Annotated in this window: 19 protein-coding genes; 2 read left to right on the top strand and 17 right to left on the bottom strand. The window is 75.4% G+C overall.

Annotated features, from left to right (window positions below; all coding sequences use genetic code 11):
• Nucleotides 1–10: 10 nt before the first annotated feature.
• From ACFW6A_RS14825 to ACFW6A_RS14815, 3 genes are all read right to left on the bottom strand, one after another.
• Entirely contained in the window at nt 11–817 is an 807-nt protein-coding gene (locus tag ACFW6A_RS14825) for a carbon-nitrogen hydrolase family protein (RefSeq protein ID WP_351844291.1), read from the bottom strand.
• Nucleotides 818–1,154: 337 nt separating this feature from the next.
• Complete coding sequence (locus ACFW6A_RS14820) at nt 1,155–1,610, bottom strand: Lrp/AsnC family transcriptional regulator (RefSeq protein ID WP_043223665.1); 456 nt, start codon at nt 1,608–1,610, stop codon at nt 1,155–1,157.
• Nucleotides 1,611–1,620: 10 nt separating this feature from the next.
• Nucleotides 1,621–3,084: an amino acid permease gene (locus ACFW6A_RS14815; protein ID WP_351844289.1), complete on the bottom strand. Its 1,464-nt coding sequence runs from the start codon at nt 3,082–3,084 to the stop codon at nt 1,621–1,623.
• Nucleotides 3,085–3,441: 357 nt separating this feature from the next.
• Here ACFW6A_RS14815 and ACFW6A_RS14810 point away from each other — a divergent pair, with 357 nt between their 5' ends.
• Nucleotides 3,442–4,446, top strand: coding sequence for a GDSL-type esterase/lipase family protein (locus tag ACFW6A_RS14810; RefSeq protein ID WP_386640806.1), 1,005 nt, complete (start codon nt 3,442–3,444; stop codon nt 4,444–4,446).
• Between the two features lie 60 nt (nt 4,447–4,506).
• Here the strand turns inward: ACFW6A_RS14810 and ACFW6A_RS14805 are convergent, their stop codons facing one another.
• From ACFW6A_RS14805 to fmt, 11 genes are all read right to left on the bottom strand, one after another.
• A complete protein-coding gene (locus tag ACFW6A_RS14805) occupies nt 4,507–5,949 on the bottom strand; it encodes a GuaB1 family IMP dehydrogenase-related protein (RefSeq protein ID WP_351844285.1) in 1,443 nt (480 codons plus the stop codon).
• A 177-nt stretch (nt 5,950–6,126) separates the two neighbouring features.
• Nucleotides 6,127–6,822, bottom strand: a complete 696-nt coding sequence (locus ACFW6A_RS14800; RefSeq protein ID WP_351844283.1) for a response regulator transcription factor — start codon at nt 6,820–6,822, stop codon at nt 6,127–6,129.
• 5 nt (nt 6,823–6,827) lie between these two features.
• Nucleotides 6,828–8,111 (bottom strand): sensor histidine kinase, encoded by a 1,284-nt coding sequence (locus ACFW6A_RS14795; protein ID WP_386640803.1) that lies wholly within the window; start codon nt 8,109–8,111, stop codon nt 6,828–6,830.
• 38 nt (nt 8,112–8,149) lie between these two features.
• Nucleotides 8,150–8,848 (bottom strand): DUF998 domain-containing protein, encoded by a 699-nt coding sequence (locus ACFW6A_RS14790; protein WP_386640800.1) that lies wholly within the window; start codon nt 8,846–8,848, stop codon nt 8,150–8,152.
• Between the two features lie 174 nt (nt 8,849–9,022).
• Nucleotides 9,023–9,346 carry a barstar family protein gene (locus ACFW6A_RS14785; RefSeq protein WP_386640797.1) on the bottom strand — a complete coding sequence of 108 codons (324 nt, stop codon included), beginning with the start codon at nt 9,344–9,346 and terminating at the stop codon, nt 9,023–9,025.
• The gene (locus ACFW6A_RS14780) at nt 9,333–9,788 is read right to left on the bottom strand and encodes a ribonuclease domain-containing protein (protein ID WP_351844275.1); all 456 of its coding nucleotides are present in this window, start codon (nt 9,786–9,788) and stop codon (nt 9,333–9,335) included. Before ACFW6A_RS14780 ends, ACFW6A_RS14785 begins: the two co-directional genes overlap by 14 nt.
• A 99-nt stretch (nt 9,789–9,887) precedes the next feature.
• Nucleotides 9,888–10,913, bottom strand: a complete 1,026-nt coding sequence (locus ACFW6A_RS14775) for a sugar-binding domain-containing protein (RefSeq protein ID WP_351844420.1) — start codon at nt 10,911–10,913, stop codon at nt 9,888–9,890.
• A 154-nt stretch (nt 10,914–11,067) separates the two neighbouring features.
• Nucleotides 11,068–11,751 carry a ribulose-phosphate 3-epimerase gene (rpe, locus tag ACFW6A_RS14770; protein WP_386640794.1) on the bottom strand — a complete coding sequence of 228 codons (684 nt, stop codon included), beginning with the start codon at nt 11,749–11,751 and terminating at the stop codon, nt 11,068–11,070.
• A 96-nt stretch (nt 11,752–11,847) separates the two neighbouring features.
• Nucleotides 11,848–13,260, bottom strand: coding sequence for a transcription antitermination factor NusB (locus ACFW6A_RS14765; protein ID WP_351844271.1), 1,413 nt, complete (start codon nt 13,258–13,260; stop codon nt 11,848–11,850).
• A gap of 58 nt (nt 13,261–13,318) precedes the next feature.
• Nucleotides 13,319–13,657: a hypothetical protein gene (locus ACFW6A_RS14760; protein ID WP_351844269.1), complete on the bottom strand. Its 339-nt coding sequence runs from the start codon at nt 13,655–13,657 to the stop codon at nt 13,319–13,321.
• Entirely contained in the window at nt 13,654–14,586 is a 933-nt protein-coding gene (gene fmt / locus ACFW6A_RS14755; RefSeq protein WP_351844267.1) for a methionyl-tRNA formyltransferase, read from the bottom strand. The genes ACFW6A_RS14760 and fmt overlap by 4 nt, the downstream gene beginning before the upstream one ends.
• 226 nt (nt 14,587–14,812) lie before the next feature.
• Here fmt and ACFW6A_RS14750 point away from each other — a divergent pair, with 226 nt between their 5' ends.
• Entirely contained in the window at nt 14,813–15,331 is a 519-nt protein-coding gene (locus tag ACFW6A_RS14750) for a hypothetical protein (RefSeq protein ID WP_351844266.1), read from the top strand.
• A gap of 185 nt (nt 15,332–15,516) precedes the next feature.
• Here ACFW6A_RS14750 and ACFW6A_RS14745 read toward each other — a convergent pair whose 3' ends face one another.
• The 3 genes from ACFW6A_RS14745 to coaBC form a co-directional block, all read right to left on the bottom strand.
• On the bottom strand, nt 15,517–17,673 hold the full coding sequence (locus ACFW6A_RS14745) for a primosomal protein N' (RefSeq protein WP_386479855.1): 2,157 nt from the start codon (nt 17,671–17,673) through the stop codon (nt 15,517–15,519).
• 105 nt (nt 17,674–17,778) lie between these two features.
• Nucleotides 17,779–18,987 carry a methionine adenosyltransferase gene (metK, locus tag ACFW6A_RS14740; RefSeq protein ID WP_189976715.1) on the bottom strand — a complete coding sequence of 403 codons (1,209 nt, stop codon included), beginning with the start codon at nt 18,985–18,987 and terminating at the stop codon, nt 17,779–17,781.
• Nucleotides 18,988–19,238: 251 nt separating this feature from the next.
• Entirely contained in the window at nt 19,239–20,453 is a 1,215-nt protein-coding gene (gene coaBC, locus ACFW6A_RS14735) for a bifunctional phosphopantothenoylcysteine decarboxylase/phosphopantothenate--cysteine ligase CoaBC (RefSeq protein WP_351844261.1), read from the bottom strand.
• Nucleotides 20,454–20,534: the final 81 nt, after the last annotated feature.

Raw genomic sequence — 20,534 nt, 5'->3', positions numbered from 1 at the left:
GCGGGGCTGCTCAGACGAGGGAGCCGTACAGGCCCGGCCTGCGGTCGCGGAGGTACGGGTTCTCCGCGCGGGAGGCCGCCAGGGCCTCGGGGTCGACGTCGCCGAGGACCAGGTCCTCGCCCCGGCCCGCCCGGGCGCGGGCGGTGCCGTCGGGGCCGGCGAGCACCGAGAGGCCGACGAACTCGAAGTCGCCCTCGGCGCCGGCGCGATTGGCGTACGCGATGTACATCTGGCTCTCGAAGGCGCGCACCGGGACCACGGACAGCGGGACGATCTCGGCGGGGTGCATGAGGGCGGTCGGCACGAGGAGGAGGTCCGTGCCGGCCAGCGCCTGCGCGCGGACGTTCTCGGGGAACTCGACGTCGTAGCAGATCATCAGGCCGACGGTCAGGTCGCCGATGCGGGCCTGGACGAGGGGCTCGTCGCCGGGGGTGAACCACTTCAGCTCGAAGTCGCCGAAGAGGTGGGTCTTGCGGTAGTGCGCGAGCGGGGCGCCGTCGGCGCCGAAGAGCGCGGCGGCGTTGTAGATCACGCCGTGCCGCCCGGTGTCCCGCTCCGGGTAGCCGTAGCCGACGGCCAGGCCGTGGCGGGCGGCGATCTCCGCGACCGCGCGGGCGGAGGGCCCGTCGGCCGGCTCGGCCAGGCGGGCGATGTCGGCGCCGATGGCGTAGCCGGTGAGGAAGAGCTCGGGGGCGAGCAGCACGTCCGCCCCGGCGGAGGCGGCGCGGCCGGCGGCCTCGTCGAGGATCCGCAGGTTGGCGGTCACGTCGCCGAGCCGGCCGGAGCTCTGGAGCAGGGCGGTGCGCACCGTGGGCATGCTGGTCCTCGTGGGGGCGGAGGGGAGGGAGGGATGTCTGCGGGAGACGTCCAAAACGGTACGGTTCCGGGCTCGGCCGGGACAAGACGGGACCGTTGCGGACCGACCGTCGAACCGTTGCGCGAAGGACGACCCGAGCGGCGATTCGTTGCGCGGCGCCCGGGCGAGGGCCGTGCGCGCTCCGCGACCGGCGGCGCGGCCCCGGTCGGCCCTTCCGCGCACCGCCGGTCGCGGAGTGCCGCCGTACGACGCCGCCGCCCCGTACGACCGGGTCGTACGGGGCGGCGGGGACGGCCGGGTGCCGCCGTGGACCGGCGGGGCGTGGGGCGGTGGCGCGTCAGGCGGGCGAGCCGGAGGAGAAGCGCCGCAGCAGCGGCGAGAGCACCAGGACGGACTTGGTGCGCTCCACGAAGGGCTCGCCCGCGATCCGCTCCAGGACGCGCTCGAAGTGGCGCATGTCGGAGGCGAAGACCTGGACGACGGCGTCCGCGTCACCGGTGACGGTCGACGCGGACACCACCTCCGGGTACCGCTCCAGGCCCCGCCGGATGTCGTCCGGCGAGGTGTTGTGGCGGCAGAAGATCTCGACGAACCCCTCCGTCTCCCAGCCGAGCGCCGCCGGGTCCACCCGTACGGTGAAGCCGGTGATGGCGCCCTCGGCCCGGAGCCGGTCCACGCGTCGCTTCACGGCGGGGGCGGAGAGACCGACGAGCGAGCCGATGTCGGCGTAGCTGCGGCGGGCGTCCTCCGCGAGGGCGTGGACGATGCGTTCGTCGAGGTCGTTGAGTCGCACTACGGGTGGATCACTTCTGTTCGGATGCCAGTCGGGAGCGGCGCATGCCGTACAGGAAGTAGAACACGAGCCCGGCCGCCATCCAGCAACCGAAGACGACCCAGGTCACGGTGTCCAGGCTGAACATGTTGTAGACGCAGAAGCCGAAGCCGAGCACCGGGAAGACCGGCCCGAGCGCCACCCTGAAGGTGCGCGGCATGTCGGGGCGGGTGTAGCGGAGCACGATGACGGCGATGTTGACCAGCGCGAAGGCGAAGAGGGTGCCGATGCTGGTCGCGTCGACGAGCTTGCCGAGCGGGATGACCGAGGCGAGGGCGGCGCAGAAGAGGGAGACGATGACCGTGTTCACGCGCGGGGTGCCGGTCTTGCCGCTGACCTTGGAGAAGACGCGCGGCACCAGGCCGTCGCGGGACATCGCGAAGAGCACCCGGGTCTGGCCGTAGAGCACGGTCAGGACGACGCTGGCGATGGAGATGACGGCACCGAGGGCGAGCAGGGTGCCCCAGAAGGTCTGGCCGCTGACGTCGTTCATGATCGCCGCGAGGGTGGCCTCGGAACCCTCGAACTCCTTCCAGTTCCAGGCGCCGACGGCGACGGCCGCGACGAGGACGTAGAGGACCGTGACGATCAGCAGGGAGAGCATGATCGCGCGGGGCAGGTCGCGCTTGGGGTCCTTGGCCTCCTCGCCGGCGGTGGAGGCGGCGTCGAAGCCGATGTACGAGAAGAAGAGGCTGGCGCCGGCGGCGCTGACGCCCGCCATGCCGAGCGGCATGAAGTCCGCGTAGTTGCCGGACTTGAAGCCGACGAAGCCGATGGCGCAGAAGAGCACCAGGGCGGCGATCTTCACGAAGACCATGATCGTGTTGACCAGGGCGGACTCGCGGGCGCCGCCGAGCAGGAACACCATGGCGAGGAGCACGACGATCAGGCCGGGCAGGTTGATCACGCCGCCCTCGCCGGGGGCGGAGGAGAGCAGCGCGGGGATGGTGACGCCGATCGTGCCGTCGAGCAGCTCGTTGAGGTACTCGCCCCAGCCGACGGCCACGGCGGCGACCGAGACGCCGTACTCCAGGACCAGGCACCAGCCGCAGACCCAGGCGACGAGTTCGCCCATCGTTGCGTACGCGTACGAGTAGGAGGAGCCGGCCACCGGTATGGAGCCGGCCAGCTCGGCGTACGAGAGGGCCGAGAAGAGCGCCGTGAGGCCCGCGATCACGAAGGCCAGGGTGACGGCCGGGCCGGCCTTGGGGACGGCGTCGCCGAGGACGACGAAGATGCCGGTGCCGAGGGTGGCGCCGATGCTGATCATGGTCAGCTGCCACATGGAGAGCGAGCGGCGGAGAGTGCCGCCCTCGCCCTGTCCACCCTCCGCGACCAGGCGTTCCACCGGCTTGCGGCGGGTGAGGGCGGTCAGGACGGTGGTCTTGCGGGCGGTCGTGTCCTCGACCGGTGGGGCTGCGCCGTGGTCCAGCACTGCGGAGGCTCCTTATCGCTGCCTGTCGGTCGGCGGGGTCCGCGGCGGACACGCGGGCATGCCGAGGCAGCCCACGGGGGCAGGAAGTCCGCCGAGCAGGCGGTCCCCGCCACTCCTGGTACGAGGGATGAGCCTAAGCCCTTCCGATTCGCATCCGTAATGCAGTGTTGTTGCGCAATGGCGGATGATCATTGCGCGCTTCCGGCCCGGACGGGGAAACATTGCGCTCCCCTGCATGAATCGACACATCCGGGTACAGGACGGGTACCCGCCGGGGCAGGGGCCGGAGGCGGTGCGCGGACCTTGACTCCTCGGTCCGCGTGGACCACCCTGCACCCGGCCGACCGGAGGTGCCGTGTGAGCTGGCTGGAGCCCGAACCCTTTCTGCGCGGCACGGCCTGGTGGGACGGCGACCGGCCGGTCCGCGCGGACCCCGCCGACCTGGAGCGGCTGCCCTGGGACACCGCGGAGCGGGCCGCGCTGCCGATCGGGGTGCGGGTGGAGTTCCGCGCGCGGCCCGGCACTTCGGCGGTGGAGCTGCGCTACCGGGCGGCCGTCCCGGCGGCCGGGGACGAACTGCGGGCACTGCGGCACGTGTTCGCGCTCTGGCAGGACGACCGGTGCGTCACGGAGGTCTTCGCGGAGCCCGCGGAGGAGGCCACGGTGCGACTCCGGCTCCCGCCGGGCGGCGGGGAGTTCACCGTCCACCTGCCGGAGGCCCAGGCGCCCGTCGTGCGCGGCGTGCGGGCCGTCGGCGGGGACCTGGCCCCCGCGGCCCCCCGGCCGCGCTGGCTGGTCCACGGCGACTCCATCACCGAGGGCTGGTGGTCCACCCGGCCGGCCCACTCCTGGCCGGCGGCGGCGGGGCGGGCGCTGGGGCTCGACCCGGTGAACCTGGGGTACGCGGGCGGGGCGCGCGGCGAGCTGCCGCTGGCGGAGCAGCTGTCCCGGCTGCCCGGCGAGCTGATCACCCTGGCGTTCGGCACCAACTGCTGGGACCGGGCGCCCGCCACGCCCGAGTGGCTGCACGCCACGGTCCTGGCCTACGTGCGGCTGATCCGCCGGGGCCACCCGCGCACCCCGCTGCTCCTGGTCTCCCCCGTGCTGCGCCCGGCGGCCGAGCACACCCGCAACGCCCTGGGGGCGACGCTGACGGAGCTGCGGCGGGCCATGGAGCGGGCGGGGCGGGAGCTGGCGGCGCGGGGCGACGACCGGCTCCTGCTGCTGCCGGGGCGGCCCCTCCTCGGGCCGGAGCACCTGGCCGACGGGCTCCACCCGAACGACGAGGGGCACGCCCGCATGGCGCGGTCGGTGGCGGCCGCGCTGCGCACCGCGGGCGTCCTCCCGCTCCCGGGCCGGTGAAGGCCGAAGGCCCCCGGGAGCGGTGCTCCCGGGGGCCTTCGGCGTACTGCCGGAGGAGGGTCAGCTCCAGCTGGCGTGCAGCGGCTTGCCCTCGGCGTAGCCGGCGGCGGACTGGATGCCCACGACGGCCTTCTCCTCGAACTCGGCGAGCGAGCCCGCACCGGCGTAGGTGCAGGAGGAGCGGACACCGGCGATGATCGAGTCGATCAGGTCCTCGACGCCCGGGCGGGCCGGGTCGAGGAACATCCGCGAGGTCGAGATGCCCTCCTCGAAGAGCGCCTTGCGGGCACGGTCGTAGGAGGACTCGTCGGAGGTCCGGTTGCGCACCGCGCGGGCGGACGCCATGCCGAAGGACTCCTTGTAGGCGCGGCCCTGCGCGTCCGTCTGGAGGTCGCCGGGGGACTCGTACGTCCCGGCGAACCAGGAGCCGATCATCACGTTGGACGCGCCGGCGGCGAGCGCCATGGCGACGTCGCGCGGGTGGCGGACGCCGCCGTCGGCCCAGACGTGCTTGCCGTACTTCTTCGCCTCGGCGGCGCACTCCAGGACGGCCGAGAACTGCGGGCGGCCGACGCCGGTCATCATGCGGGTGGTGCACATGGCGCCGGGGCCCACGCCGACCTTGATGATGTCGGCGCCGGCCTCGATGAGGTCCTTGACGCCCTCGGCGGCGACGATGTTGCCCGCGACGATCGGGACCTTCGGGTCGAGCGCGCGGACGGTCCGGATGGCGGAGATCATCGACTCCTGGTGCCCGTGGGCGGTGTCGATGACGAGGGTGTCGACGCCCGCGTCGAGGAGCAGCTTGGCCTTGCCGGCCACGTCGCCGTTGATGCCGACGGCGGCGGCGATCCGCAGCTTGCCGTCCGCGTCCACGGCCGGGGTGTACAGGGTGGCGCGCAGGGCGCCCTTGCGGGTGAGGATGCCGGCCAGCCTGCCGTCCGCGTCCACGGCGGGGGCGTAGCGGCGGTTGGCGCCGTCGAGGGTGTTGAAGGCCTCGCGGGGGTCGATGTCCGCGTCCAGCAGGAGGAGGTCCTTCGACATGACCTCGGAGAGCTGGGTGAAGCGGTCGACGCCGGTGAGGTCCGCGTCGGTGACGACGCCGACGGGGCGGCGGTGCTCGTCGACGACCACGCCGGCCTCGTGCGCCCGCTTGGGCAGCAGCGCGAGGGCGTCGGCGACGGTCTGGTGCGGCTCCAGCACGATGGGGGTGTCGAGGACCAGGTGGCGGCCCTTGACCCAGGAGATGACCTCGGTGACGACCTCGATCGGGATGTCCTGGGGGATGACGACGAGGCCGCCCCGGCGGGCCACCGTCTCGGCCATGCGGCGGCCGGCGATCGCGGTCATGTTGGCGACGACCAGGGGGATCGTCGTGCCGGTGCCGTCCGGCGCGGAGAGGTCCACGGCCTGGCGGGAGCCGACGGCCGAGCGGCTCGGCACCATGAACACATCGTCGTACGTGAGGTCGTACGGCGGCTTGACGTCATTGAGGAAACGCACGTGCTGACATCCCAGTCGTTCGGATCGGCCCCTAGGCATTTCAGCCAGGGGAAAAAGCACGTAGTTCATTGTCCCACGCCGGTACGCATACCAGTCCCGGGCGAATCCTCCGAGCCTCACGGCAGAGGCTTCGGAGGATCGCACAAGAGTTTTCGGCCGGGGGCCCCGGGTGAGCGCTCAGCCGCCGTCCACCGCCGGCTCGGCCGCCGTGTGGCCCGGCCGGATCAGCCCGGTCTCGTAGGCCAGCACCACGAGCTGGACGCGGTCGCGCACGCCGAGCTTGGTGATCGCCCGGGTGACGTGGGTCTTGGCCGTGAGCGGCGATATCACCAGCCGGGCGGCGACCTGGTCGTTGGAGAGCCCGGCCGCGACGAGCGCCACCACCTCGCGTTCGCGGGCGGTGAGCGCGGCGAGCCGGTCCGGGGCCACGGTGGCGGCGAGCGGCCGGTGGGCGAACTCCTCGACGACCCGGCGGGTCGCGCTCGGGGAGAGCAGGGCGTCGCCGGCGGCGACCGCGCGGATCGCCTGGCGCAGGTCGTCCGGCTCGATCTCCTTGGTGAGGAAGCCGCTGGCGCCCGCCCGCAGCGCGGCGAAGACGTACTCGTCGGTCTCGAAGGTCGTCAGCACGATCACCCTGGTCCCGGCGAGCTCCGGGTCCCCGGTGAGGGCTTCGGTCGCGGTCAGCCCGTCCGTCCCCGGCATGCGGATGTCCATGAGGACGACGTCGGGCCGCAGGGCCCGGACGGCGCGCAGCGCCTCGTCGCCGTCGGCCGCCTCGCCCACCACCTCGATGTCGCGCGTCCGCCGGAGCAGGCTGCGGAAGCCCGCCCGGACGAGGGACTGGTCGTCGGCGAGCAGAACCGAGATCGTCATGATCGTCAGCTTGGCACAGGAATCACGGCCCGGACGGCGTATCCGCCGCGCTCCCCCGGTCCGACGGCGAACTCGCCGCCCAGGACGGAGACCCGCTCGCGCATCCCGGCCACCCCGTGGCCGCCCCCCTCGCCCTCGCCCGCGCCCGCCGGACGGCCGCCGGGCTTCGCCGGCCCGTCGTCGGCGATCTCCACGCGGACCGCCCCTGCGTCGTACCGCAGCCGGACGTCGACCCGGGTGCCGCCGGAGTGGCGCACCGCGTTGGTCAGCGACTCCTGCACGATCCGGTAGACGGCGAGCGCGACCGGCGCGGGCACCCCGGCGGGGTCGCCCGCGGTCTCGACGTCCGCGTCGAGACCGGCGGCCCTGACGCGCTCCACCAGTGCGCAGACGCCGTCGAGACCGCGCTCCGGGGCCGGGACCGCGCCCCCGCCGCCCGCCGCGTCCCGTCCGGGCTCCCGCAGGACGCCGACGAGGGAGCGCAGGTCGGCGACGGCGGTGGCCCGGACCTCCTGCGCGGTCGTGAGCGCGGCCCGCGCCTCCTCCGGATCGTCCTCCAGCGCCTCGACCGCCACCCGCAGCTGCACGCCCACGACGGTCAGGGTGTGCGCGACCACGTCGTGGAGCTCCCGGGCGATCTGCAGCCGCTCCGCCTCCGCCCGCCGCCGGGCCTCCGCCTCCCGCTCGCGCGCGGCCCGCTCGCGCCCGGCCGCCTCCTCCCTGCGCCAGTTGCGCCCGTTGCGCCAGGCGGTGGCCGCGGCGAGGGCCAGGGCCAGCCAGAGGGTCTCCGCGCCCAGTTCGGCGACGACGGCCCGGCCGCTCATCCCGGCGACGAACAGCTCCCAGTCGGCGGCGAAGACGACCTGGAAGACCCCGACGCCGACGGCGAGGGCGGGCCCGTCCGGCACCCGCCGCACCAGGGCGTCGAAGCGGTGGCGCACCGCTCCCCCGGCGGGCCGGTCCCCGGCCGCGACCAGGACGTACGCGGCGGTGGCGGGCCAGAGCCAGCCCACGTCCGACAGCCCGGAGGCGCGGAAGGCGATGACGGTCTGGACGCTCAGGAGCAGGGCGGCGCGCGGCCACCGGCCGGCGGCCAGCACCAGGGCGGCGAGCCCGAGGGCGTACGGCGCGGCGCCGGTGAGCAGCGGCCCGTCGCCCGCCAGGGCCTCGGCGGTGACGACGGCCACCGCCGTCACCGCGGCCGCCGCGGCCCGCGCGGCCCGGGTCACGGCCGGGCCCCCGGCGGGCCCCGTTCGGTTCCGGTCCGCGCCGGTGCGCTCTTCGATCACCGGGCCATTGTGCACAACTGCCCCCAGGCGCACGGCGGTCATGCGCGCACCGCCGGACGCGAGGCGGCGACGGCGGCCAGCGCGACCCAGGCCAGGGCGGCGGCGACGGCGATCCGCTCGACCAGTCCGACCAGCGTCGGCACGGTCGCGGTCCCCAGCGAGGGCCCGTCCATCACGTCCACCAGGCAGACCAGCAGCAGGACCGTCGAGGCGAGCGAGGCGCCGAGCACCGCGCGCAGCGCGACGGCGCCGCGCGTCCACCGGCGGGCCAGCCACCGGTGCAGCAGCAGCGCGGCCACCGGAAGGGCCAGGAAGGCGGGGGTGGCGGCCGTGCCGTGCACGAGGTCCGAGGTGGAGGGCCTGCTCCAGCGGCCCGGCGGGTCGGCGGGGAACACCGCGGCCACCGCGACGCCCGCGGCCCACGCCCCGGCCGCCCAGCGGCCGGCCCGGGGCGCCCCGGCCCGCCGCAGCAGGGCCACGAGGAGGCCGGAGGCACCGGCGATCAGGCACAGCGCCGTGGTGACCATCCAGCCCGCGGGGCCGTTCACGTACCGGCTGATCACCTCGGTGACCGGGCTGTACTCCGGGGTGAGCAGGTCGGCGGCGGCGATCGCCGCCGCGGCGGTGCCGGTCGCGGCCAGGACGGTCCGGGAGCCGAGCCGGGCCCGGCGGTCCGTGCCGCCGGAGGAGGGGGACGAGGGCGCGGGGGACGGGGGGTTGGGGGAAAGGGTGCGCATGGCGGGCCTCCTGGCGGGGCGGGAGCGGGAGCCGCCGGAGCGGCGCCGGGCGGCCTGCCCGCCCGGTGCCCTCCACGCTAGGAAGGGGCGCCCCCGCGGGCGTCCTCCGTCCGCCGACACCCGCGCCTGCTCCCCGGGCGCACCCCGTACTCCCCCGGGAGTACGCGCCGCCCCTCAGCCGCCGCCGTCCTGCGGGCCCTCCCGGCGCCCGTCGCCGAGGGAGAGCAGCACCGACAGGCGCCCCGGGGAGTCCTCGACGGCGGCGGCGAAGACCTCCTGGGCGGTCGCCCAGTCGCGCGGGGCGCGGCGGGCGTACCCCTGCCAGTGGGTGACGACGACGGCGACGGGCCGGGGCAGTTCGCCGAGGACGTCGGCGAGGGCGTCCCAGTTGCGGCCGAACCAGTCCGGCAGGCCGAGCACGGCGGCGCAGCGGTCCATGAAGCCCTCCTTGTCGGTCACGCCGTACAGATCGAGGACGACGGCGTCATCCAGCCGCATCGCCGACCACCTCCCGGAAGCTCTCGTAGTGGTCGTCGGTGTAGTACCGCTCCCCCTCGCCGCCGGTGACGATCCGGCGGGCCCCGCGGTCGCGTTCGCCGGGGGTGCGGACGGTGTACTCGTGGTAGTAGCCGCGCTTCCTCGGCGGCAGGATCCGCTCGAAGTTGGAGAAGACGCTGCCGTCCTTGGCGTACGGGAAGGGGCCGCCGGCCCGGATCAGCGCGAGGGTCCGGCGCGCCTCGGGCGGCAGCTCCGCCGCCTCCACGGTGGGCAGGCCGGAGGCGCGCGAGACGGCGGCGGAGGGCGTGCGGTCGGCCGTCGCGGGGGTACGGGAGGGGGCCGCGGTGGCGGTGGGCGTGGCCGTCCCGGCGGAGCAGCCGGTGAGGAGCAGGGACAGCCCGGCCAGGACGGCGAGCCCCAGCCGGAGGCAGCGAGCGATCATGCCCCGATGCTGTCACCGTCCGCCCGCCGCCGCCCCGGGGGCGCGCCCGGGCAGGCGAAGGGCGCCCGCCGCGTGCACGGCGGGCGCCCCGGGGTGGTGTCAGCGTCCGTCGGTGCCCGTGTCGGGGTCCTTGCGGTCGAGGGCTGGCCGGGGGCCCGGGCTGAACTCGCTGAGCAGGTGGTCGGCGGCCGAGCGGTCGGTGACCAGGCTGGTGACGAGGCCGGAGCGGAGCACCGCGCCGATCGCCGCCGCCTTGCGCTGGCCGCCCGCGATGGCGACGACCTCGGGGATCCGGCGCAGCCGGTCCGCCTCGACGGTGATGCACCGCTCGCCGAGGTCGCGGCCGACCCGGCGGCCCTCGGCGTCGAAGAGGTGCGCGGACATCTCGGCGGCCACGCCCAGGGAGGCGTAGTGGGCGCGCTCCTCCTCGGAGAGCATGTCGTGGACGGTGGAGATGCCCGGCTCCCAGGAGCCGATGGAGACGCAGGCGACGGTGACCTTGTCGAAGTACTCGAAGGCCCGGGCGATGCCGGTCTGGCTGCGCAGCGCGGCGGCGGTGGCCGGGTCGGGCAGCAGCATGGGGGCGTAGATGGGGTGGGCCTCGCCGCCGGAGACCTGGGCGGCGCGCCGGACCGCCTCGACCGAGCCGCGCTCGGCGGTGCCCGCGTCGTACACGCCGGTGAGCTGGACCACCGTGCAGGGGGGCAGCCGGTCGAGGGCGGCCGCCATGTGGATGGTCGAGCGGCCCCAGGCCAGGCCGAGCACGTCGCCCTCGGTGACCAGCTCGCCGAGGAGGTCGGCCGCGACCTCGCCCAGGTTCTCCGGGTCGGGCGACTCGTCGTCCTCCGCCGGGGACTCAACGACGACGGCGTGGCGGAGCCCGTAGCGGGCGCGCAGCGCGTCGGAGCGTTCGGCGTCCAGCTCGGCCGGCACGCGGATCTCGATGCGTACGAGATCCCTTTCCAGAGCGGTCTCCAGGACCCGGGCCACCTTGAAGCGGCTGACGCCGAACTCCTCGGCGATCTGGATCTTGGACTTCCCCTCCAGGTAGAAGCGGCGCGCCATGGCAGCCGCCTGCACCAGCTCCGCGGGGCCCATCCGCAGGGCCGACCGTCCCGCCGACATTCCCGCCACCGCGATCTCCTCACTGCTGTACGCGCACCGCTGTCCACGACCCGCGTTCGTTCACACTCTGGACCCGCTGTTCATCCTGTCAGAAACGGCGGGCCTTGATCAGTCCTGTCGGCGGCCCGTCGGACCGCGTTCACCGGCCGGAGGCTCAGTGGCCACACGCCCAGGCGGCACCCGCCGTGGCGGCGTCCGCCCTGGCGCGCAGCGCGGCCACCGCGGCGGCCGGGTCGGCCGCGCCGTAGACCGCCGAACCGGCCACGAAGACGTCGGCGCCCGCCTCGGCGCAGCGCTCGATGGTCGACTCGGAGACGCCGCCGTCGACCTGGAGCCACAGGTCCAGGCCGTGCTTGGAGATCAGCTCACGGGTGCGGCGGATCTTGGGCAGCATGATGTCGAGGAAGGCCTGGCCGCCGAAGCCGGGCTCCACGGTCATGATCAGCAGCATGTCGAGTTCGGGGAGCAGGTCCTCGAAGGGCTCGATGGGGGTGGCCGGCTTGAGCGCCATGGAGGCCCGCGCGCCCTTGGCGCGGATCTCCCGGGCGAGCCGGACCGGCGCGGCGGCCGCCTCGACGTGGAAGGTGACCGAGCCCGCGCCCGCCTCCACGTACTGCGGGGCCCAGCGGTCCGGGTCCTCGATCATCAGGTGGCAGTCGAGGGGGGTGCCGGTCGCCCGGCTGAGCGACTCGACGATCGGCACGCCCAGCGTCAGGTTGGGCACGAAGTGGTTGTCCATGACGTCGACGTGCAGCCAGTCGGCCCCGTCGACGGCCTGGGCCTCGTCCGCGAGGCGGGCGAAGTCTGCGGAGAGGATGCTGGGATTGATCTGCGCCATGTGCCAAGCCTGCCACGTTCTCGGCGACTTCTTCGCCGCGAGCCGGCCCGGGGCCGTTCCCGGGCCGGACGTACTGGTACGGACCAGTGGAAACCGTCAGGCCGTCCGTCGGATCAGCGCCAGGTACATGGCGTCCGTACCGTGCAGATGCGGCCACAGCTGGACGTCCGGACCGTCCCCGAGGTGGTCCACGCCGGGGAAGAACGGCCGGGCGTCGACCAGCTCCGCGCCGCCGAGCCGCTTCAGGACGTCGTCCACGACGACCCGGGTCTCGGCGAGGTGCGGCGAGCAGGTCGCGTACCCGACGACCCCGCCGACCCGGACCGCCTTCAGCGCCTCGGTGAGCAGGCCGCGCTGGAGCGGGCCGAAGCCGTCGAGGTCCTCGGGGCGGCGGCGCCAGCGGGCCTCGGGGCGGCGGCGCAGGGCGCCGAGGCCGGAGCAGGGCACGTCGACCAGGACGCGGTCGAAGGAGCCCTCGCGCCACGGCGGGCGGGTGCCGTCGGCGGCGATGACCTGGTACGGGCCGGGGTTGCCGGCCAGCGCGCGCTCCACGAGCCGGGCGCGGTGCGGCTGCTTCTCGGAGGCGAGCAGGGCGGCGCCGCGCTCGGCGGCCAGCGCGCCGAGCAGGGCGGCCTTGCCGCCGGGGCCGGCGCAGCCGTCGAGCCAGCGGGTGTCGGGGCCCTCCAGCGGCGCGTTCGCCAGGGCGATCGCGACGAGCTGGCTGCCCTCGTCCTGGACGCCGGCCCGGCCGTCCCGCACGGCCTCGACGGCGCCGGGCTCGCCGCCGTCGGTGAGCCGCAGGGCGTAGGGCGACCAGCGGCCGGGCTCGGTCTCGGCGGCCCCGGCCAGCTCCTCGACGGTGGACCGGCCGGGCCGGGCGACGAGGGTGACCTCGGGCCGCTCGTTGTCGGCCGCCAGGAGGGCCTCGATGCCGGCGCGGCCGCCGCCGAGCGCGTCCCAGAGCGCGGAGACCACCCAGCGGGGGTGGGAGTGCACGACGGCGAGGTGGTCCTCGGCGTCCTTCTCGTACGGCGGGGCGACCTCGGCCAGCCAGGCGTCGAGGTCCTGCCGCGTGATCTTCCGCAGCACAGCGTTGACGAACTTGGCGCGGCCCTCGCCCAGCACCGCGCGGGCCAGCTCGACGGTGGCGGAGACGGCGGCGTGCGGCGGGATCCGCGTCCCGAGCAGCTGGTGCGCGCCGAGCGACAGCACGTCGAGCACCGGCGGGTCGACCTCGCGCAGCGGCCGGTCGACGCAGGCCGCGATGATCGCGTCGTACGTGCCCTGGCGCCGCAGCGTCCCGTAGACCAGCTCGGTCGCGAGCGCCGCGTCCCGCGCCTCGAAGCCCTCCTTCTCCCGTGCCTTGCGCAGCAGCGGAGGCAGCACCAGGTTGGCGTACGCGTCCCGCTCGTCGACCGCCCGGAGCACCTCGAAGGCGAGCATCCGCACGGGATCCTTCTTGGGCCGGCGGTGGGGCTTGGGGGGACGGCGACGTGCCTGCTCGCTCAAAGGTGCTCCGCGTGGGGATAGAGAGGGTCGAACCCTCCCAGCCTACGTCCGCCGCCCCCTACCGGGGAAAACGCCCCTGGCGCACGGCCCATGCCTCGGCCGCGATCAGGCAGCGGACGGGCGCGGTGCCGCCGCCGTCCGCCTCGAAGGCGAGGAGCACGGGCGGCTCCGCGCCGGTGCTCCGGACGACCTCGGCCCGCTCCGCCGCCGTGGGCTCGCGGAAGACCGGGTCCATGAAGGCCGTCGGGCACCGGAGGTAGAGCACGTCCGTCAGCTCCACCTCGAGGCCGTGGTGGTACGTGAGGTCCGCCCCGGCGGCCAGGGTGAGCCGGCTGCCGTCGAAGCGGCGGATCTCCCAGTCGTCCCAGGGACCTTCGGGGAGCGGCAGCGGCGTCACGCGCCCAGCCGCTCCCCGGGGGCGATGCGGACGCCGCGGGCCCAGTCGGCTGCCTTCATCGGCTTCTTGCCCTGGGGCTGGACCCAGAGGAGCTCGACGGCGTACGAGCCGGTGCCCGCGTACACGTTGTTCTTGCCGGCCGCCAGCTCGCCGGGGGCGAGGTCGGTGCGGTCGGGGACGGGGGCCACGTGGACGAGCTTGAGGCGCTCGCCGCGGAAGAGGGTCCAGGCGCCGGGGGCGGGGGTGCAGCCGCGGACGACGCGGTCGACCCGCAGGGCCGGGGCGGCGAAGTCGACGTGGGCGTCCTCGACCTCGATCTTCGGGGCCAGGGTGATGCCGTCGGCGGGCTGCGGGACGGCCTTGAGGGTGCCGTCCTCGATGCCGTCCATGGTGGCCGAGAGCAGCCCAGCGCCGGCGAAGGCCAGCCGGGTGAGCAGGTCGCCGCTGGTGTCGGTGGGGCGGATCTCCTCGGTGATCACGCCGTAGACCGGACCGGAGTCGAGGCCCTTCTCGATCTGGAAGGTGCTGGCGCCGGTCACCTCGTCGCCCGCCATCACCGCGTGCTGCACGGGCGCCGCGCCGCGCCAGGCCGGGAGGAGGGAGAAGTGCAGGTTGACCCAGCCGTGCGCCGGGATGTCGAGGGCCTTCTGCGGCAGCAGCGCGCCGTAGGCGACGACCGGGCAGCAGTCCGGGGCGATCTCGCGGAGCCGGGCCAGGAAGTCCTCGTCGCGCGGATGGGCGGGCCGCAGGATCTCGATGCCCTCCTCCTCGGCGCGCTGCGCGACCGGACTGGCGACCATGCGCCGGCCCCGGCCCGCGGGCGCGTCCGGGCGGGTGACGACGGCGGCGACCTCGTGGCGGCCGGAGGCCAGCAGGGCGTCCAGGGCGGGGACGGCGACCTCGGGGGTGCCTGCGAAGACGAGCTTCATGGGTGGCGACTGCCTGTCTGTCCGGGGGCGTTGCGGGCGACGCACCAGTCTAGGCGGGAGTGACGGAGGGGGCGTACGCGGCGGCGAGCGCCCCGCGCATATGCGTGTACGCCCCCGCAGCGTGACCCAACTCCCGGTGGCGCGTTGGTCAAGAGAGATTGACCGAATCGGGCCGCCGTCCCCACCCGCGGCCCGCCCTACCATCGCCGGTTCGAGAGGCTCTTCCATGGCCGACCACGCAACCCACGACGCCCAAGCCCGGGCGAGTCTGCACCTGTTGGTGCGGGACATCGAGCGGGTCCGGCGGCAGGTGGACGCACTGCGCACGCTCACGGCCCAGCTGGGCAATGTCTACCGCCCCCGCCGCTCCGGCCCGTCGACGGGCTTCGTCGTCTACGGCCGCGCGCCCGCCCCCACCGTACGGCTCGCCCAGGAGCTCCGCGACAGCGTCGAGACCCTGGTGACCGCCGCCGTCGAGTTCGACCGCTCCCTCGGCTTCTCCTGGGACGCGGTCGGTTCCGCCCTCGGCGTCACCAAGCAGGCCGTCCACCGCCGCTACGGTGCCCGCCGCGCGCCCCAGCAGCCCTCGGTGGAGCCGGAGCAGCACGGCGTCGAGCCGGGCGCCCCCCGCCCCGTCCCGTCGGTGCCGGCCGCCCGCTCCATGCCGCCCCAGCCCACCTCGGGCAGCGCCACCCTCCGCGAGGAGCCCCGCTCCCCCGCCTTCCCCAGCTCGCGCAACGGCTGACGGCGCGGAGCCGACGACCGGCCGCCACCCCCTGTCCGAAGGGGGCGGCGGCCGTCGTCGTGTCCGGGCCCGGGGCCGGGAGGGACGCGGGGCGGGGTGGGGGGAGCAGGGTGGGGGGAGCAGGGTGGGGCGGGGTGGGGGAGCAGGGCGGGGCGGGGTGGGGGGTGGAGCGGGGCGGGGCGGGGTCAGCCGATGTCCGGCGGGTCCACCCTGATCCGGACCGGTTCCCCGGCGCCGCGGGCCTGACGGCTCGCGCGGGCGTGCTTGAGGGCCTGGGCGAGGGCCGCTCCGCTGCCGGGCGGAACCCGCACCAGGGCGCGCTCCCACTCCTCCCCGGGCGGCGGGTCGCCGGGCCTGCGGGCGGCCCCGGGGCGGACCACCGGGAGCGGCACCGGGCCGAGGACCTCCGCGTCCACGGGCAGCGCGGCGCCCGCGAGGAAGGTCTCCACCGCTTCGGGCGGCCCGCTCACCGCGGCCATCCGGGAGACCGGCGGGAAGCCCAGTTCGGCCCGCTCGGCCAGCTCCCGCTGGGCGTGCCCGACCGGGTCCCAGCGGACGAGGGCCTGCACGGGCCGCAGCGTCGGCTCGGCGACCACCACGACCGTGCCGCCCTCGGCCTGACCCCGGACCAGCGAGGCCGCGTCCATCCAGCGGCGCAGCGCCTCCTCGCCCGCCCGCAGGTCGGGACGGCCCAGCAGGGCCCAGCCGTCGAGCAGCAGCGCCGCCGCGTAGCCGCCGTCGGCGACCGGTTCGGCGCCGGGGGTGGAGACGACGAGGGCGGGGCGGTCCGGGACCCGGTCCAGGACGTGGTCGCGGCCGGAGGTCCGCACCGGCACGGCGGGGAAGGCCCGGCCCAGCTCCTCGGCGGTCCGGCGGGCGCCGACCACCTGGGCGCGCAGCCGGGGGGAGCCGCACGCCTCGCAGTGCCAGTCGGGGGCCTCGCGCCCGCACCAGCCGCAGTGCAGCTCGCGCTGGTCGGGGGCCTCCAGCGGTCCGGCGCAGTGCCGGCAGCGGGCGGGCGTCCGGCACTGCTGGCAGGCGAGCCGGGGCACGTACCCGCGCCGGGGCACCTGGATCAGGACCGGGCCGGAGCGCAGTCCGTCCCTGAGGGTCTCCCAGGCGAGCGAGGGCAGCCGCGCGGCCCGTGCGGCCCCGTCCCGGGCGAGGAGGTCGTCGCCGACGGTACGGACCAGGGGCGCGGCCCCGCGGACCTGCTCGCGGCTCGCGGCGAGCGGCCGGGCCCAGCCGGACTCGACGAGCTGCGCGGCCTCCACGGTGCAGCCGACGGCGCCGAGGAGGAAGGCGCACCGGTCGTGGGCGGCGCGCAGCAGCAGCACCTCGCGGGCGTGCGGCTGGGGGGCGTGCGGGTCGCTGTGGCTGCCGTCGCCGTCGTCCCAGACGACGGTCAGGCCCAGGTCCCTGACGGGCGCGAACATCGCGGCGCGGGTGCCGACGACGGCCCGGACGGAGCCGCGCCGGACGGCGAGCCACTGCCCGTACCGCTTCTCGGGCCCGGCCTCCGCGGTGAGCACCGCGTGCCGGCCCTCGCCCAGCACGGCGGTCAGCGCCGCGTCGACCCGGCCGACGGCCCGCCCGTCGGGGACGACGACGAGCGCGCCGCGCCCGGAGGAGAGGGTGGCGGCGACGGCGCGCGCGATCTCCTCGGCCCAGTGCGGCCCCGGCAGCGCCGTCCACACCGCCCGGGGTGCCCCGCCGCGCGCCAGTGCCTCCAGGAAGGCGGGCCCCTGCTCGTAGCGGCTCCAGGTGCCGGGGCCGGGGGGCGGGGGCGGGGGCAGCGGCGCGGGCGAGGTCCGGCGCTCGGCGGCGGCGCTGCGCGGCGGCACGGCGAGCTGGAGCACGTCGGCGAGGCTGCCCGCGTACCGGTCGGCGACGGCCCGGGCCAGGGCCAGCAGCTCGGGTCCGAGCACGGGCTCGGGCGAGACGACATCGGCGAGGGCGGCCAGCGGCCCGGAGTAGTCGGAGGCGGCGCGGCGCTCCACCAGGAAGCCGTCGATGAGCCGGCCGCCCTCCCGGCGCCCGCCCCGCACCTGCCCGGACCCGGCGCCGAAGCGGACCCGCACCCGCACGCCGGGCCGGGCGACGGCGTCGAGCTCCTCGGGCACGGCGTAGTCGAAGAACTGGTCGAGGTGGAGCGCGCCCTTGTTCACCACCACCCGGGCGACGGGCAGTTCCTTGGCGAGCGCGGCGCCCCGCCAGGTCCGCGGCTTGGCCTTCGGCACCTTCGCCTTGCGCACGGTCTCCCGGATGAGCGCGAGCTGCTCGGGCCCCTCGCCGCCCTCCCCGCTCCCGCGGCTCTCCCCGTACCCCTTCTCGCTGCTCACAGCCCCATACCTACCAGACGGCTCGGACAGCGGGCGGACGGGGCGCGGACGGCGGAAGCCCGGCGTCCCCTGGGGGACGCCGGGCTTCCGTGGCCGTGCTGCCGCTTACAGGCCGGCGGCCTTCTTGAGGGCGTCGACGCGGTCGGTGCGCTCCCAGGTGAAGTCCGGCAGCTCCCGGCCGAAGTGGCCGTAGGCGGCGGTCTGGGAGTAGATCGGGCGGAGCAGGTCGAGGTCGCGGATGATCGCGGCCGGGCGGAGGTCGAAGACCTCGCCGATGGCGTTCTCGATCTTCTCGGTCTCGACGGCGTTGGTGCCGAAGGTCTCGACGAAGAGGCCGACGGGCTCGGCCTTGCCGATCGCGTACGCGACCTGGACCTCGCAGCGGGAGGCGAGGCCCGCGGCGACCACGTTCTTGGCGACCCAGCGCATGGCGTAGGCGGCCGAGCGGTCGACCTTGGACGGGTCCTTGCCGGAGAAGGCGCCGCCGCCGTGGCGGGCCATGCCGCCGTACGTGTCGATGATGATCTTGCGGCCGGTGAGGCCGGCGTCGCCCATCGGGCCGCCGATCTCGAAGCGTCCGGTCGGGTTGACCAGCAGGCGGTAGCCCTCGGTGTCGAGCTTGATGCCGTCCTCGACGAGCTCCTTGAGGACGTGCTCGACGACGAACTCGCGGATGTCGGGCGCGAGCAGCGAGTCGAGGTCGATGTCCGAGGCGTGCTGCGAGGAGACGACGACCGTGTCGAGGCGGACGGCCTTGTCGCCGTCGTACTCGATGGTGACCTGGGTCTTGCCGTCGGGGCGCAGGTACGGGATGGTCCCGTTCTTGCGGACCTCGGTGAGGCGGCGGGAGAGCCGGTGCGCGAGGTGGATCGGCAGCGGCATCAGCTCGGGGGTCTCGTCCGACGCGTAGCCGAACATCAGGCCCTGGTCGCCGGCGCCCTGCTTGTCGAGCTCGTCCTCGTCGCCCTCGACCCGCTTCTCGTACGCGGTGTCCACGCCCTGGGCGATGTCCGGGGACTGGGATCCGATGGACACCGACACGCCGCAGGAGGCGCCGTCGAAGCCCTTCTTCGAGGAGTCGTAGCCGATCTCGAGGATCTTGTTCCGGACGAGGGTCGGGATGTCCGCCCACGCCTTGGTGGTCACCTCACCGGCGACGTGCACGAGGCCGGTGGTGATCAGCGTCTCGACGGCGACGCGCGAGGTGGGGTCCTCGCGCAGCAGCGCGTCGAGGATGGTGTCGCTGATCTGGTCAGCGATCTTGTCGGGGTGTCCCTCGGTGACGGACTCCGAGGTGAACAGACGACGGGACACAACGCTCCCTGGGGTTGCAGCGGCTGCTGGCTATCTCTTCGCGGACCGGCAGGGGGCTGCGCCCCGCGACGTTCCACGGACAGTCTATCGGGCCAGGTCGGACCTTGGACCAGGTGTCTCGCCTGACGAATGCCCGTACTGGGGTCGGACCGGCTCCCGCAAGGGGTGGGCAGGGGCGGCGGCGGGACGCGGATCACCCTCGCCCCGGCGTTTCGCGCGCCGCCGGCCCCCGGCCTCCGCCCGGCCCCGGCTCAGACCGCGCGCTCCCGCAGGCGGGGCAGGACCAGGTCCCACACGGTCTCGGCGAGGGCTTCCTTCGGACCGTACGGGACCGGGGTCTCGGTGCCGTCGGCGGCGAGGACCACGGCCTCGTTCTCCTCCGAGCCGAAGGTCTTGCGCTCGCCGACCTCGTTGACGACGAGGAGGTCGCAGCCCTTGCGGGCGAGCTTGGCGCGGCCGTTGGCGAGCACGTCGTCGGTCTCGGCGGCGAAGCCCACGACGACCTGCCCGGGCAGGGCCCGGTCGGCGGAGAGTTCGGCGAGGATGTCGGGGTTGCGGACCAGCTCGACGGTGGGCGCTCCCCCGTCGTCCGTCTTCTTGATCTTGCCGGTGGCGTACGCGGCCGGGCGGAAGTCGGCGACGGCGGCGGCCATCACCACCGCGTCGGCGTCGGCGGCGGCCTTGAGGACGGCCTCGCGGAGCTGGACGGCGGTGCCGGTGTGCACGACGTCGACGCCGGCCGGGTCGGGCAGGCCGGTGTTGGCCTCGACGAGGGTCACCCGGGCGCCGCGGGCCGCGGCGGCCTTCGCGAGCGCGTAGCCCTGCTTGCCGGAGGAGCGGTTGCCCAGGTAGCGGACCGGGTCGAGCGGCTCGCGGGTGCCGCCGGCGCTCACCACGACGTGACGGCCGGCGAGGTCGGGCGCGGTGACGCCGCGGGCCAGGATCCGGCGGCAGACCTCGAAGATCTCGCCCGGGTCGGGGAGCCGGCCCTTGCCGGTGTCGACGCCGGTGAGGCGGCCGACGGCGGGCTCGACGACCACGGCGCCGCGGCGGCGGAGCGTCGCCACGTTCTCCTGGGTGGCCGGGTGCTCCCACATCTCGGTGTGCATGGCGGGGGCGAAGACGACCGGACAGCGCGCGGTGAGCAGCGTGTTCGTCAGGAGGTCGTCGGCGAGGCCGTGGGCGGCCTTGGCGAGCAGGTCGGCGGTGGCGGGGGCGACGACGACGAGGTCGGCGCCCTGGCCGATGCGGACGTGCGGCACCTCGTGGACGGTCTCCCAGACCTCGGTGGAGACGGGGTTCCCGGAGAGCGCGGACCAGGTGGCGGCGCCGACGAAGTGGAGGGCGGAGTCGGTGGGGACGACGCGGACGTCGTGCCCCGACTCGGTGAGCCGGCGCAGCAGCTCGCACGCCTTGTAGGCGGCGATGCCGCCGCTCACGCCCAGAACGACCTTCGGCTTGGTCACGGCTGCCTCTCCCCACGCGGTACGCGCTCTCGGATGACGGACGACTCCATGAGACACCACAGGCCCGGCGGAGAACCGCCG

It is taken from the genome of Streptomyces sp. NPDC058758, assembly GCF_042746075.1.
In the GTDB taxonomy this organism is placed as follows: Bacteria; Actinomycetota; Actinomycetes; order Streptomycetales; family Streptomycetaceae; genus Streptomyces.
This window is presented reverse-complemented; position numbering and strand designations above follow the sequence as displayed.

Bases quoted from the DNA above. Each gene is read 5' to 3' on its own strand.
- ACFW6A_RS14800 (WP_351844283.1), bottom strand. From the start codon at position 6,822: ATGACGATCTCGGTTCTGCTCGCCGACGACCAGTCCCTCGTCCGGGCG.
- rpe (WP_386640794.1), bottom strand. From the start codon at position 11,751: ATGGCGCAGATCAATCCCAGCATCCTCTCCGCAGACTTCGCCCGCCTC.
- ACFW6A_RS14750 (WP_351844266.1), top strand. From the start codon at position 14,813: ATGGCCGACCACGCAACCCACGACGCCCAAGCCCGGGCGAGTCTGCAC.
- ACFW6A_RS14780 (WP_351844275.1), bottom strand. From the start codon at position 9,788: ATGATCGCTCGCTGCCTCCGGCTGGGGCTCGCCGTCCTGGCCGGGCTG.
- ACFW6A_RS14785 (WP_386640797.1), bottom strand. From the start codon at position 9,346: ATGCGGCTGGATGACGCCGTCGTCCTCGATCTGTACGGCGTGACCGAC.
- fmt (WP_351844267.1), bottom strand. From the start codon at position 14,586: ATGAAGCTCGTCTTCGCAGGCACCCCCGAGGTCGCCGTCCCCGCCCTG.
- ACFW6A_RS14825 (WP_351844291.1), bottom strand. From the start codon at position 817: ATGCCCACGGTGCGCACCGCCCTGCTCCAGAGCTCCGGCCGGCTCGGC.
- ACFW6A_RS14775 (WP_351844420.1), bottom strand. From the start codon at position 10,913: ATGTCGGCGGGACGGTCGGCCCTGCGGATGGGCCCCGCGGAGCTGGTG.
- ACFW6A_RS14790 (WP_386640800.1), bottom strand. From the start codon at position 8,848: ATGCGCACCCTTTCCCCCAACCCCCCGTCCCCCGCGCCCTCGTCCCCC.